General features: G+C 44.2%; 13 protein-coding genes. 11 read left to right on the forward strand and 2 right to left on the reverse strand.

Translation table 11 applies throughout. The annotated features are described in order from the left end of the window. Nucleotides 1–183: 183 nt before the first annotated feature. Nucleotides 184–390, forward strand: a complete 207-nt coding sequence (locus tag AACU32_RS33175) for a hypothetical protein (protein ID WP_096606221.1) — start codon at nucleotides 184–186, stop codon at nucleotides 388–390. 91 nt (nucleotides 391–481) lie between these two features. Here the strand turns inward: AACU32_RS33175 and AACU32_RS33180 are convergent, their stop codons facing one another. Further along, complete coding sequence (locus tag AACU32_RS33180; RefSeq protein WP_096606223.1) at nucleotides 482–1,294, reverse strand: pentapeptide repeat-containing protein; 813 nt, start codon at nucleotides 1,292–1,294, stop codon at nucleotides 482–484. Nucleotides 1,295–1,396: 102 nt separating this feature from the next. Between AACU32_RS33180 and AACU32_RS33185 the strand changes: the two genes are divergently transcribed. The 10 genes from AACU32_RS33185 to AACU32_RS33230 all read left to right on the forward strand — a co-directional run bounded on the left by AACU32_RS33185 (nucleotide 1,397) and on the right by AACU32_RS33230 (nucleotide 12,571). Then, entirely contained in the window at nucleotides 1,397–1,984 is a 588-nt protein-coding gene (locus AACU32_RS33185; protein WP_096606225.1) for a phycobiliprotein lyase, read from the forward strand. Nucleotides 1,985–1,999: 15 nt separating this feature from the next. Next, nucleotides 2,000–2,851, forward strand: coding sequence for a helix-turn-helix domain-containing protein (locus tag AACU32_RS33190; protein WP_096606227.1), 852 nt, complete (start codon nucleotides 2,000–2,002; stop codon nucleotides 2,849–2,851). Between the two features lie 206 nt (nucleotides 2,852–3,057). Then, the gene (locus tag AACU32_RS33195) at nucleotides 3,058–3,516 is read left to right on the forward strand and encodes a hypothetical protein (protein WP_096606229.1); all 459 of its coding nucleotides are present in this window, start codon (nucleotides 3,058–3,060) and stop codon (nucleotides 3,514–3,516) included. Between the two features lie 273 nt (nucleotides 3,517–3,789). Then, nucleotides 3,790–4,524, forward strand: coding sequence for a 15,16-dihydrobiliverdin:ferredoxin oxidoreductase (locus tag AACU32_RS33200; protein ID WP_096606231.1), 735 nt, complete (start codon nucleotides 3,790–3,792; stop codon nucleotides 4,522–4,524). Between the two features lie 64 nt (nucleotides 4,525–4,588). Continuing rightward, complete coding sequence (locus AACU32_RS33205; protein ID WP_096606233.1) at nucleotides 4,589–5,335, forward strand: phycoerythrobilin:ferredoxin oxidoreductase; 747 nt, start codon at nucleotides 4,589–4,591, stop codon at nucleotides 5,333–5,335. Nucleotides 5,336–6,100: 765 nt separating this feature from the next. Further along, nucleotides 6,101–6,619 carry a phycocyanin subunit beta gene (locus AACU32_RS33210; RefSeq protein ID WP_096606235.1) on the forward strand — a complete coding sequence of 173 codons (519 nt, stop codon included), beginning with the start codon at nucleotides 6,101–6,103 and terminating at the stop codon, nucleotides 6,617–6,619. 95 nt (nucleotides 6,620–6,714) lie between these two features. Continuing rightward, nucleotides 6,715–7,203 (forward strand): phycocyanin subunit alpha, encoded by a 489-nt coding sequence (gene cpcA / locus AACU32_RS33215; protein ID WP_096606237.1) that lies wholly within the window; start codon nucleotides 6,715–6,717, stop codon nucleotides 7,201–7,203. Nucleotides 7,204–7,392: 189 nt separating this feature from the next. After that, the gene (locus tag AACU32_RS33220) at nucleotides 7,393–8,217 is read left to right on the forward strand and encodes a HEAT repeat domain-containing protein (RefSeq protein ID WP_096606239.1); all 825 of its coding nucleotides are present in this window, start codon (nucleotides 7,393–7,395) and stop codon (nucleotides 8,215–8,217) included. Between the two features lie 51 nt (nucleotides 8,218–8,268). Then, on the forward strand, nucleotides 8,269–9,087 hold the full coding sequence (locus AACU32_RS33225) for a HEAT repeat domain-containing protein (protein WP_096606241.1): 819 nt from the start codon (nucleotides 8,269–8,271) through the stop codon (nucleotides 9,085–9,087). 271 nt (nucleotides 9,088–9,358) lie between these two features. Continuing rightward, nucleotides 9,359–12,571: a PAS domain S-box protein gene (locus AACU32_RS33230; protein WP_339378486.1), complete on the forward strand. Its 3,213-nt coding sequence runs from the start codon at nucleotides 9,359–9,361 to the stop codon at nucleotides 12,569–12,571. A 170-nt stretch (nucleotides 12,572–12,741) separates the two neighbouring features. On the opposite strand, the gene AACU32_RS33235 is transcribed toward AACU32_RS33230, so the two are convergent. Further along, entirely contained in the window at nucleotides 12,742–12,954 is a 213-nt protein-coding gene (locus AACU32_RS33235) for a phycobilisome linker polypeptide (RefSeq protein ID WP_096606244.1), read from the reverse strand. Nucleotides 12,955–13,142 lie beyond the last annotated feature (188 nt).

The following is a 13,142-nucleotide window of genomic DNA, read 5'->3' on the forward strand; positions in this document are numbered from 1 at the left end:
TTTCTTGGAGTCATACCTAACTGAGTCATCGACACCTATAATGTATCCATGCTCTTACAGCAATTCATCACAATAGTCTAGGGGTATTGTAGCAATGTTGACAGAAATTAATATTTAGACTGGCAGAATCTGTAAAGAGCAAACTGTTACTGAGTATTTTTGTTTGCACTATAGGAGAAACACATGGCTGAAATTCCCACAGGCGGTCAAATGCTCTGGAAAATGGAAGGGGACGATCGCGTTTTGTACCTGCGGCATAATTCCTCAGAGCCGTGGCGGCCGTATGAAGAATTTCCGCAGTATTTTATGCCCGACCCCCAAGGATTTTCTAAAGGAATTGCGACCTTTTTGGCATTGCTGAAAAAAGATTGGACAGCTACTAAATCTTAATTGTCATTTGTCATTGGTCATTGGTCATTTGGCAAGAAGGCAATAGACAATAGTCATTTATCCTCCTTGTCATCCTTGTCTTCTTCCATTCTCATACACGTATACTTTCCAGGCTGGCGCGTGTAGTGCGACGGGTTAAAGCATGAGGTGTATCTAGCTCTTGTGCAGGTTGGCTGAGGAGGCGCGATCGCATTTCCTCACTCAGTCCCTGAACATGGGTAAAATCTGCTCCGGCAATGCTTTCTAATGACTCAAACTCAACGCCAGTCAAGTCTGCTGCTCGTAAATCTGCTCCTGCTAAGTTAGCTCCATTCAACCGAGCATGGCGTAAAGATACCCCAGGTAACCAGGCTTTGCGCAAGTCAGCCTGACTTAACCTCGCCCTCTGAAGATTAGCACGAGTTAGATCGGCTCCCCCTAAATAAGCTCCCAACATACTTGCACCCTGTAAATCAGCATGACGCAAGTTGGCTGTATTTAGCTGGGCACCATTCAAATAGGCATTTGGGCCAATTGCCCCAGAAGATTTATAATTAAAGCCTTCAGGAAACAAAGTTTGACTATCATATTTTGCTCCTTGCAGCTTGGTGTCGGTTAAAATAGCTCCCTGTAAATCTGCGCCACTGAGATCGACTCGGTACAAACAAGCTGCTTGTAAATTGGCATGCCTGAAAATGGCTTGACTGAGATCGGCTCCCCGTAAATCAGCACCACTGAGATCAGCTGCACTCAGATCCGCTTTGCTGAGATTCGCTCGAATCAAAGTAGCTTTATGCAAATTGGCTCTTTGCAGTTCTAAACCACTGAGGTTTAATTGGTATAAATCTTCCTGAGTTAGAGCAAATCCTGCCTTGAGGACAGCCAAAACGTCTTGGGGTGTCTTGTAAGTCTCCCTGCTGATCATGGGTTGAAATCGTGAGATTATTTTAGGGGTATTGTACCGCGATATATCTACAATCATTAGAGTTAGGCGTTTTCCAGCCTCTGTTTTATTTGAGGATCAGTTATGCCGTTTGTACCACCGATGACGATGATGGACTTTTTCCGTAAGAGTGAAGGAGTCTGGTTTACCGAGCGCACAGTACATCACTTTGATATGGTGGCGGATCAGTCGGGAGAATCAAAGCTTTATGTGGGTGTGCTGACACTCGATGATCCACGGGTGAAAGCAATCTGCGAACCGCAAGGTATTGATCCAGCTCGTGCTCAGGGAGGTGCTAGCTTTATGTGGCAAGAACACGACGACGATCGCGAACCGAATCCGGATCATGCCGCTGTATTAATTGATGTACCAGATGATGAAACGGGGCGATCGGGAAAATTGCTCCGCAACCAAGGCTATGTGGAAAGAATTCCGGTAGTTAGTCGTTACTGGTTTGGTCAAGACGGCATTTTAACCATCGATACCGAATATGAAACCAACCAAGGTCAGGAACGCTGCTGGTTCATGACCGATGATTTTCGGGTGCGTGTCAGCACAGTGCGGATGCTGAATGGTGTATATTTGATGACCTATTGTTCTGAACGACGCTATTTAACTGAGGCGAATTTAGCACAAATGGTGCAACACAATTTATCTAGAGCATCCTCCTGAACTCAATAGACTCCCATGAAAGAAACATGGATTTCTCAGCGCCGCACCCTTCAATTATCTGGATTGACCGTCGATCACCATATCTCAGAACCGACTGAGCTTGACTTCCCAGGATGCAACCATCATCTGCTTTGCCTTCTGTTAAGCGATGGTAATCAACAAAAAATGACTCGTATCGGTGAGCAGGAATCGGAAAAATCTCAAATCAAAGGAGATTTCTGGATCTGTGCTGCTAAGACATCAGGGCTTTGGGCATGGGATAGCACTGATGAATCACTAATGTTTATAATTGATCCACTGTTTCTCAGTCGAACAGCGGCACAAGTAAGTGGATTGGATGCCAGCCATGTTGAATTGCGCAGTACGATCAGTGCGCGAGATCCACATATTGACGCGATCGCTCGCTTGTTTCAGCTAGAGCTTGACACAGGTGGCATGGGCGGATTACTTTACACAGAATCACTGATGCAAGTATTGGTTATTCACCTGCTGAGACAATACTGTACGCTCCAACCCAAAATTCAGCATATTACCAAAAGTTTTCCTCTGCATAGGTTTCAGCCTGTGTTGGATTACATTCACAACTATTTGGATAGACCGCTTCATTTAGCTGAATTGGCAGCAATTGTGGGTATGAGCCAGTATCATTTTTGCCGATTGTTTAAGCAGTCGCTAGGTATCGCGCCTTATCAATACGTGCTTCAACAGCGCATGGAAAAAGCAAAAGAACTATTGCAGCAAGGGAAACACAATATTGCAGAAATTTCTCTGCTCGTTGGCTGTACTGATCAAAGCCGCTTTGCCAGACAATTCAAGAAGCATTTTGGAGTTACGCCAGGGGCGTTGCTAAGTAAAAAGTTGCCATAATGTGCCACAACTTTAGTTGATTCTGCAATCTAGAACTTTCCTTTTGAGCGCACAATAGCAAGAATAACCTCAGTTATTCCCTAAATTTCGCAAGAAACACCTATATTCCATCCCATAAATAAAGTACACTTTGTGAGTAAGTTAGACGGTTTAGGTAGGCTTCACTTCGTTTCCTGACCCTAATAATTGAACCAAAATATACCAATATGCATCGAGAAAAACTCGCTAAATGGCTGCTTGTTGCTGCTGCGATTTCAACCGTGACTATTCCGATTGGAGTTGATGCAGTTTTATTGGCAAACGGTCACATGAACAACCCTGCCTGGTTGCCTCACGCCAAGCTCCACTGTGCCATGTCATTCTTTGCGGCTGTATCCCTCGGAAGTGCAGCCTTAGCAATTTTGAAGGTGCGTCCGACGAGCGATCGCTTTTCAATGGGGATCGCTGCATTTCTCAGTTCTGCGTTCTGGATTGGGCTGATTGCTGCCGGATTTTGGCCGGGAACGTCCTATGGTTTTCTTAATGATCCGGTTTTGGGCAATATCCGTGAACCTGAGTTAGCTGGAATCTCGATTTATCCAAATGTTGTAGCGTCCATAATCACAATTGCGATCGCAATTGTGGGCTATTGGTTAACCACACCGACAAAGTTAACTGAGCGCTAGCGATATCGGGAAAAAATTGGCATTCGGGAGAAGGCGAATGAACATGCGACCTTCTTCCTACAATACCTCCATTTACCTCAATTTTCAGCATAATTTCTCATTGACAGAAGTAAGTTTGTTTTAATTTCTCACCGATGGGCGATCGCACACGAAGATCTAAAATTCATTGATATTGATAACGTTAAGGATCGTTACTTTGTTTAACATATTCGAGACGGCGTATCTCTTAATCCCCTATTCTCTGGGATTAAGGCAAATTAGTCTCTAAATTTTATGTATAAGTGCTTCCTTGAGCATCTGGAACAATCGCTTTTGCAACGGTTTACATTGGAGAGTCGCCCAATTCCAGCAGGACTGGAGTATCAGGTGAGCGATCGCGGCAGAAACCCCGCTACAATTCAGAGCTGGTGCTATCAATGCCCTGAGTTTCGCAAAATCCGCTATACATACATTGATGCAGGCGCAAGTGCCCAGATCTTTAATAGTGTGATTTATCCCAGTCATAACTATGATTTGCCCTTACTTGGCATTGACTTTCTGTCTTTCGGTCAGGTGAAAAACCTGATTGTGATGGATTTTCAGCCTTTATTTCAAGACGAAGCTTATCTGCGTAAGTATATCCACCCATTGCAGACATTGCATGATAAATATCCAGACTTGGCGCAAGGCCTGGAAATGAAATTTTACGACGCTAACCAGTACTTTTCAAAATATCTGTTGTTTGCCAAAACCGATGCAGAAACCGTGAAAACGCGGGTATTTGAGGCATTTAAAGATTATTTGAATTTGTACTGGCAGATGCTAGGCGAAGCCGAACCTTTGATCGACCAGTCAGATATTCAACGGATTGTCAAAGCCCAAAAAGATTACGATCAATATAGTGCCGATCGCGATCCAGCATCTGGTTTGTTCAGTAGCTATTTTGGACATGAATGGTCAGAGCGGTTTTTGCATGAATTTTTATTTGAGGACGCTGTGCCATTAGCCGCTAGTGCAGCTAAAAAATAATCGGACTACCATCACAGAAGATATACATGCCAGTTGCGTAAGTCCTGAGAAATTTTAATTTGCCATGACTCTCTATCAGCCATTTTTAGATTACGCGATCGCGCTTTTGCAGAAACGTTTGAATGTGCAGCCTTATCCAATTCCCGCTGGGTTTGAGTCGAAGCAAGCAACAGTGGGTAAAGGTAAACACCAAGAAGAAGTATTAACGACTAGCCACGCCTATCAAACTAGCAAACTCCGGCAAATTCGCGCCGCCCATGTCCAGGGGGGTAACTCACTTCAGGTGTTAAATTTCGTGATTTTTCCCCACCTGAATTACGATTTGCCCTTCTTTGGCGCAGATTTGGTTACTTTGCCAGGAGGGCACTTAATCGCCCTCGATATGCAACCCTTATTTCGGGATAATTTGGGATATCAGGCGAAGTATACCCAGCCCATTTTGCCAATTTTCCAGTCACATCAACAGCATCTACCTTGGGGAGGCGACTTTCCCGAAGAAGCCCAGCCCTTTTTCTCACCAGCCTTTCTTTGGACGCGCCCCCAGCAAACTGAAGTAGTGGAAACCCATGTCTTTGCAGCCTTTAAGGATTATCTGCAAGCATACCTGGATTTTGTTGACCAAGCCGAACCAGTAACCGACTCCCAGTATTTAGCAGAAATTGAGCAAGCTCAACTGCGTTATCTGGGCTACCGTGCAGAAAAAGACCCAGCAAGGGGAATGTTCACCCGTTTTTACGGTGCTGAGTGGACAGAAGAATATATCCACGGCTTTTTGTTCGATTTGGAAAGAAAGCTAGCAATGGTTAAGTGAACTACTTAGGTGACTGTTGACAGTTGACTGTTGACTGTTGACAAAAGAAAGGATGAAGGATGAAGGATGAAGTGATTGAAGTAGGAGCCGAGTGGAATTGTGGGCAAAAAAAAATAAGTTTTTCCTTAATTCTCGCCCCATCCCTTTATGGGTGGGGTAATTTCATACTTCATACTTCAGCTTGACCAATGACAAATGACAAATGACAAATGACCAATGACAAATGACCAATGACAAATGACCAATGACTATTAACACCTGAAGCCAGCAATACTCAGTTTGTTAATATTTATTCACATGGTAATCATTTTGTGTTGGGCTGTAAATCAAGAAGATCTGGCTACGCTACCGCTAGAGAAAGTACATACAAATGAGTCTTGATTAAGAAATGTTAAGAAAAAAGATGAATGGTAATCGGCACAAAAAGCTTGGTAAACAAGGGTTTCAAGTTATGACATCATCAACTTGACAATTTGTAATAAACAACCGATCCAACGATATAGTATAAACAACAAAGAAGAGATGAACAGGGCAGATGACCGGTTAGCCATTCATCTGACATGAGACAGGCTCTTCAATTGTTGAAGAAATATAAAATCTTCCAAAGTTTCCTGAGGGAAAGAATCGGAAAGGTTTCAGCAGTTATTCAACCTACTGCTTTGAGTTGATCGGGCTATAGGGGCAGCTTTGTTGCCGAGCCAAATCAAACTGGGTTGTAACCTAATCCAAGCCATACTCGACTAAACGAATTAGGACATTGAGTGTATGTTTGACGCATTTGCAAAAGTAGTTTCCCAAGCTGACGCACGCGGTGAATATCTAAGTGGTTCTCAAATTGATGCCCTGAGCGCTATGGTTGCTGATGGCAACAAGCGTATGGACGTTGTCAACCGTATTACCAGCAATTCCTCCACAATCGTTGCTAATGCAGCTCGTTCTCTGTTTGCAGAACAGCCCCAGTTGATCGCTCCTGGTGGTAATGCTTACACCAGCCGTCGTATGGCTGCTTGTTTGCGTGACATGGAAATCATCTTACGCTACATCACCTACGCTATCTTCGCTGGCGATTCCAGCATCCTAGACGATCGCTGCCTCAACGGTTTGAAAGAAACCTACTTGGCTCTAGGAACCCCTGGTAGTTCCGTAGCAGTTGGCGTTGGCAAGATGAAAGAAGCTGCTCTCGCTATTGCTGGTGACACCAACGGTGTAACCAGAGGCGACTGTGCCAGCTTAATGTCTGAAGTGTCCAGCTATTTTGATAAAGCTGCTTCTGCGGTTGGTTAACCAAAGAATCATCAGTTTTTTCTATCAGCCTCAGATAGCTAACAACAATTGCTAAAAGCTCTTTCATCAAACAAGATATTGGGAGAAAATCTGACATGAAAACCCCTTTGACCGAAGCAGTAGCTGCTGCTGATTCCCAAGGACGCTTCTTAAGCTCCACCGAAATCCAAACCGCATTTGGTCGTTTCCGCCAAGCTAAAGCCAGCCTGGAAGCTGCAAAAGCACTAAGTTCCAAAGCTTCTAGCCTAGCTTCTGGTGCTGCTAATGCTGTATACAGCAAATTCCCCTACACCACCAGCCAAACTGGCCCCAACTTTGCTTCTACTCAAACAGGCAAAGACAAGTGCGTTCGTGACATCGGCTACTACCTCCGCATGGTTACTTACTGCCTAGTTGTTGGTGGTACAGGCCCATTGGATGACTACCTCATCGGTGGTATCGCTGAAATCAACCGCACCTTTGATCTATCTCCCAGCTGGTATGTTGAAGCTTTGAAGTATGTCAAAGCTAACCACGGTTTGAGCGGTGATCCTGCTGTTGAAGCTAACTCCTACATTGACTACGCCATCAACGCATTAAGCTAATTAGATGGTTTGACCCGGAGGGGTGTACAATGACTGACAGAAGTTAGTGATTGTTTACCTCTCCGGGTATTGTTTTTTTTGGTCATTTGTCATTTGTAATTTGTCATTTGTAAAGAGGCAACAGGCCACAGTCAACAGTCAACCGTCAACAGTCTCCTCATCCCCCTAATCTCGCTGCCTCGATTTTCTATGGAAAACAAAGCTAATATTCAGGATGATAGCCAATTAACTGTGGAACAGGCGATCGCTAATCTCCAAGGTGAAGATTTGGGATTGCGAGTGTATGCAGCCTGGTGGTTAGGGCGCTTTCGGGTGGATGCTCCAGAAGCTATTGATGTATTAATTGCGGCATTAGAAGACGAAGACGATCGCACTAATGCTGGTGGTTATCCTCTACGCAGAAACGCAGCCAGAGCATTAGGCAAACTAGGGGAAAAACGGGCAGTGCCGGCATTAGTACGAGCGCTGGAATGTTCGGATTTTTACGTGCGGGAAGCAGCAGCACAATCTCTGGAAATGTTAGGAGATTCGTCCTGTATTGGCAGATTAATCGAGTTACTCAATAATCAAATTCCTGGAACCCTACCAGCACCAGAACCGCCACAGTTAGCCCAACCTTTTGATGCCATTATCGAAGCCTTGGGAACCTTAGGGGCAATTGATGCCATTCCTGTGATTGAGCAATTTTTAGATCACTTCATTCCCCGGATTCAGTTTGCTGCCGCCCGGGCAATGTATCAGCTAAGTTCTGAAGAAGTATGCGATCAGTATGGCGATCGCCTGATCCAAGCACTTGGTAACGATGATTTGCAACTACGTCGAGCCGTTTTATCAGATTTGGGGGCGATTGGATATTTACCAGCTGCCGAGGCGATCGCCGAAACTCTCGCAGAAAACAGCCTCAAGCTGATATCCCTCAAAGGTTTACTAGAAAAGCAATTGCAACAGGCGACACCACCGGATTTATCGCCAGGAGCAATAAAAGTTATGCAATTAATGGATGCGTTATTGTAGCAGAAAGAGGGAAAATGTAAAAGGTAGAACTTATTGTGTCTCTTCTCCCTCATGGCTGATTACCTTAACACTCTAATTCGTGCAGTAGAAGACGCAGATTCTTCTCTCCTTTTGCAAGAAGCTGTAAAAAACTTAGCAGCATCGGGTTTAGAAGGAGCTATTCCCACATTAATTGCCTCTTTGAGCTATAACAATCCGGGTGCAGCAGTCGCGGCTGTTGATGGGCTAATCAAAATTGGCGAACCCGCAGTACCAGCGCTTTTAGAGCTACTAGATCTGCATAACTACACCGCCAGATCTTGGGCAATTCGTGCCTTAGCAGGAATTGGTGATCCCAGAGGATTAGTTACCTTGTTGGGAGCAGCCACCGCTGACTTTGCCCTCAGTGTCCGGCGTGCAGCCGCTAGGGGTTTAGGAATGATGAAGTGGCACTGGTTCCCCGACGATCTCTTGGAAATTGCCCAAGCAGAAGCGATGGAAGCCCTGCTATTTGTGGCACAGGAAGACGACGAGTGGGTGGTACGCTATTCAGCCGTTGTTGGCTTACAGTTTCTTGCCGATGCAGTTGCTGTGACTTATCCAGAATGGCGATCGCAAATCGAGTCACAGCTTGAGCAAATTGCCGTCAAAGATGACAGTTGGGCAGTACGTGCCCGTATCTTGATGGCACAACAAAACCTCAAGGTACCGACAGCTACCGTTCAACCGCAAACCGACGATCGCCCCTCACCATTGTCCTCTATGGACTGGCAGAAGATTATGGAAGGCTTGTACGGACGCAAGGGACAAGAACGGCAAACATTTGCAGAAGGCGATCCACGCCGCTATCGAGAACTAGCAGTAGCGATCGCTCAACATCCTGATGATTAATTTCGTACTCAGGACTTCAGACCTGAATTTTATTGTTTATCTAAATTCAACCCGATACTGGCTTCTTAAAGCTACAGTGTCGGGTTTATTTCTGAATAAAAACTCCGCCCACAAGGGAATTGAGTTTTGTCAGTGGCAAAGATAATTAAAAATTGAAAGAACAAAAGTCTGCTAACCTAAATGAATTGAAGTCTTGACGCAATCCTTGAAAGCTATCCTTGAACGTTAGTTGATTTTGTCAGTTTTCCTGGGTACATTTCGGGGGGGGAAAGTGACTATAGTTACCAAGTTAGTACTTATTGTCGATGATTGCTTGGAAGACCGAGAAACTTATCGCCGCTACCTACTGCGGGATAAACAACAGACATACAGGATTTTAGAAGCGGAGACAGGGAAACAGGCGTTGGAACTGTGTAGGCAGCAATTTCCCGATGTGATTTTGCTTGATTATCTGCTACCAGATAAAGATGGACTGGAGTTGCTTAACGAATTAAAGACTCTGTTAGGAAAAACAAACCTTCCTGTTATCATACTAACGGGTCAGGGTAATGAACAGATAGCAGTACAAGCAATGAAAAGTGGTGCTGCCGATTACTTAGTTAAAAGAAATACAACATCAACTCGTTTAGATGTTGCTATTCAAAATGTACTAGAAAACACTCGCCTGAGTAGGCAGTTAGAAGAGAGCGAAGCACGTTTTGCGGCTACATTCAACCAAGCAGCTGTTGGTATCGCCCATGTAGGATTAGATGGAAAATTGTTGCTGGTGAACCAGAGACTTTGCGATCTGGTGGGTTATACTCGCGAGAAATTACTAAGGCAAAGATTGCAGGGCATCACACATCCGGCTGATCTAAATATCGATTTGGATGATGTTCGCCAGATGTTGGTTGGTAAAATTCAAACTTATTCCGTAGAGAAACGTTATATTTGTCAAGATAATAAGCAAGTCTGGATTAATCTGACCGTCTCCCTAGTTCGCAAAGCATCTGGTGAACCAGAATATTTTATTTGTGTTTTTCAAGATATCACGCAAAGCAAGCAACTGGCAGAAGATTTACATCGTCGGGAACAGCAATTCTCTACCTTGGTGGAGAACTCACCTAATGTAATTTTCCAGCTGGATCGCGACCTGCGCCATATGTATATCAGTTCCTCAGTGATGGATGAATTCGGCATCACCACACAGCAATTTTTGGGCAAGACTGGACGAGAGTTGGGATTACCCGCAGATGTCTGTGATATGTTTGAGGCAGCATGTCATCAAGCGATCGCCAGCAAAGAGGTGACGCAGGTAGAATATAGCATAGCTGACAAACACTTCATTTCCCACATCATCTCCGAACTGGGAGAGGATGGTGTTTTTGTATCGCTGATGGGAATTACAGAGGATGTTAGCGCTCGCAAACAAGCTGAATTTACATTAAAGCAACAAATTCGACAAGAACATTTGCTTAGTGATATTGCTCAGGATATTCGGCGATCGCTCGATCTCAATGAGGTGTTGTCCAGCACTGTTCAACGGGTGAGGCAATTTCTCAACACGGATCGCGTCATTATTTTTCGTTTTCGCCCCGACTGGCAAGGAGACGTAATTAAAGAATCAGTTGGGGCAGAGTGGACACCCATTTTATCTACTACCATTTTCGATCCGTGTTTTAGCGATCGCTACATCGAACCATATCGGCAGGGGCGCATTACCACGATGGATGACATCGATCGCGCAGATCTCAAACCCTGTTACATTGAGTTACTAAAATCATTTCAGGTGAAAGCTAACCTGGTCGTGCCAATTTTGCAGGAAGAGAATCTTTGGGGGTTATTAATTGCCCAGCATTGTTCTGCTCCCCATCAATGGCAACCTGGCGAAATTGCAATGCTGCGACGCCTGTCCACCCAGGTTAGCATTGCCATTCAACAAGCTGAGCTGTATCACCACCTCCAAACTGAACTAGCCGATCGCAAACTAGCGGAACAAAAAATCCGCGAGCAAGCAAAACTGTTGGACATTGTCTCCGACGCGATTTTTGTACGCGACTTAAACCACCACATTCTTTACTGGAATCAGGGTGCTGAGCAGATGTATGGCTATTTGGCATCAGAAGCAGTGGGTCAGAAAGCCAATGAACTGTGGCAGGAGGATGCCGCTCAGATCGCAGAAATTATCCAAACGGTGCTTGAGCAGGGCGAATGGCGTGGTGAGATTCGTAAAGTTACCAGATCAGGCAGGAAAATCATCGTGGCAGGACGTTGGACTCTATTACGCGATGAATCTGGAAACCCCCAAAAAATTCTAGTCGTCAATACCGACATCACTGATAAAAAACAAATTGAGCAACAGTTTTATCGGGCACAACGTTTAGAAAGCTTGGGTACCCTAGCAAGCGGTATTGCCCATGACTTAAACAACATACTGACACCCATGCTGGCAGTTGCTCAACTGCTACCACTTAAGTTTCCCAATATTAATGAGCAAAATCAGCGACTACTGAAAATCCTAGAAATAAACTCTAAACGTGGTGCCCAACTAGTCAAGCAAATTACAGCCTTTGCACGGGGAGCAGAAGGTAAGCGCGTTCCTCTACAACCAAGACACTTGCTCAAAGAAATTGAGCAGGTGATCAAAAGTACATTTCCCAAATCAATTGAAATCTGCATTGATCTAGCAACAGCAAATCTTTCTACAATCTTGGCAGATCCCACGCAAATACATCAGGTGTTGATGAACCTGTGTGTAAATGCTCTTGATGCCATGCCTGATAGCGGTACTCTCACTATTTCTGCCGATAATTTCCACGTTGATGCCAGCCATGCCAGGATGAATCTGGAGGCAAAAGTTGGTGAATACGTGGTTATCACTGTGTCTGATACAGGATGTGGTATCCCACAAGAGTTATTAGAGCGAATTTTTGACCCCTTTTTCACCACCAAAGAGCTAGGCAAAGGCACGGGATTAGGACTTTCAACTGTTATTGGTATAATCAAAAATCACAGTGGTTTTATCAAAGTCCATAGCGAGTTAGGAATCGGCAGCCAATTTCAGGTGTACTTGAGTGCCATTGACACATCGGCAACAGAAGAAGCTGATGACTCACAAATATTAGCTAGAGGAAATGGCGAATTAATTTTGGTTGTGGATGACGAAGTATTTATTCAGGATGTTGCCAAAACTTCACTAAAAGAGTTCAACTATAGAGTGATGATTGCCAGTGATGGTATTGAGGCGTTATTACTCTACGCCCAACATAAAACTGAAATTAGTGTGGTGCTAATGGATATACAAATCCCTTCTTTAGATGGATTACAAGCTATTCGCGTTCTTCAACAAATTAATCCCTCTGTCAAAATTATTGTCATCAGCGGACTCAGATCTAACCAACAGCTTTTAGACGCTAAAAATATTAATGTCCAAGCATTTTTATCCAAACCATACACTATTCAGGAATTAATAAACACTCTTAAACAGGTTTTAAGTGCGTCATAGCCGGCTTGTAGAAATCAAAAATTATTCCACACTAACTTCCTTGAGGTAGTGTCCGGGCTGATTTGTTGTTCAAATTAAATTCATACGACAGTCAATCACAGGACAATCCCACAAACAAAAATGAAAACCTCTCTTCCTAGCCCAAACGTCCCTATTTTCAAATTAGACTACTAATTTTCATCAATCTTCAACGTCAGCGGTTGAATATTGACAATTTTGCCCCCTAAACGATTAATCCGCTGGAGTTCTTCATTAAAACGGCTAAAAGGTACTGTAATGAACACACTAGCACTAGAGCGAATCGGGTAATTATTTTGACTTGTAACGTCATTTTGTTGCAATCCCGACACTTCAACCTGAAAACTCCGATTTTGATAAACCATTTGATATCCTACCTATTAAGGAAAATTTGTCATTGGGCATCCCTTCTCTGCGAGACGCTACGCGAACGACTTCGCTCAGGGCAAGTGGGCATTGGGCACTTGTACTGATCGGAGTCGAAGTATTGGGCAATTTTTCATTAGACTTCTTGCATAAATATTTTGGCGTTGTTGAGTATTCGTTTCAAAAG

Source organism: Calothrix sp. NIES-2100, assembly GCF_963875285.1.
In the GTDB taxonomy this organism is placed as follows: domain Bacteria; phylum Cyanobacteriota; class Cyanobacteriia; order Cyanobacteriales; family Nostocaceae; genus Aulosira.

Excerpts from the sequence above, each read along its gene's own strand:
- AACU32_RS33210 (WP_096606235.1), top strand. The coding sequence starts at position 6,101 with ATGTTTGACGCATTTGCAAAAGTAGTTTCCCAAGCTGACGCACGCGGT.
- AACU32_RS33185 (WP_096606225.1), top strand. The coding sequence starts at position 1,397 with ATGCCGTTTGTACCACCGATGACGATGATGGACTTTTTCCGTAAGAGT.
- AACU32_RS33235 (WP_096606244.1), bottom strand. The coding sequence starts at position 12,954 with ATGGTTTATCAAAATCGGAGTTTTCAGGTTGAAGTGTCGGGATTGCAA.
- AACU32_RS33200 (WP_096606231.1), top strand. The coding sequence starts at position 3,790 with ATGTATAAGTGCTTCCTTGAGCATCTGGAACAATCGCTTTTGCAACGG.
- AACU32_RS33220 (WP_096606239.1), top strand. The coding sequence starts at position 7,393 with ATGGAAAACAAAGCTAATATTCAGGATGATAGCCAATTAACTGTGGAA.
- cpcA (WP_096606237.1), top strand. The coding sequence starts at position 6,715 with ATGAAAACCCCTTTGACCGAAGCAGTAGCTGCTGCTGATTCCCAAGGA.
- AACU32_RS33205 (WP_096606233.1), top strand. The coding sequence starts at position 4,589 with ATGACTCTCTATCAGCCATTTTTAGATTACGCGATCGCGCTTTTGCAG.
- AACU32_RS33190 (WP_096606227.1), top strand. The coding sequence starts at position 2,000 with ATGAAAGAAACATGGATTTCTCAGCGCCGCACCCTTCAATTATCTGGA.
- AACU32_RS33195 (WP_096606229.1), top strand. The coding sequence starts at position 3,058 with ATGCATCGAGAAAAACTCGCTAAATGGCTGCTTGTTGCTGCTGCGATT.
- AACU32_RS33180 (WP_096606223.1), bottom strand. The coding sequence starts at position 1,294 with ATGATCAGCAGGGAGACTTACAAGACACCCCAAGACGTTTTGGCTGTC.
- AACU32_RS33225 (WP_096606241.1), top strand. The coding sequence starts at position 8,269 with ATGGCTGATTACCTTAACACTCTAATTCGTGCAGTAGAAGACGCAGAT.
- AACU32_RS33175 (WP_096606221.1), top strand. The coding sequence starts at position 184 with ATGGCTGAAATTCCCACAGGCGGTCAAATGCTCTGGAAAATGGAAGGG.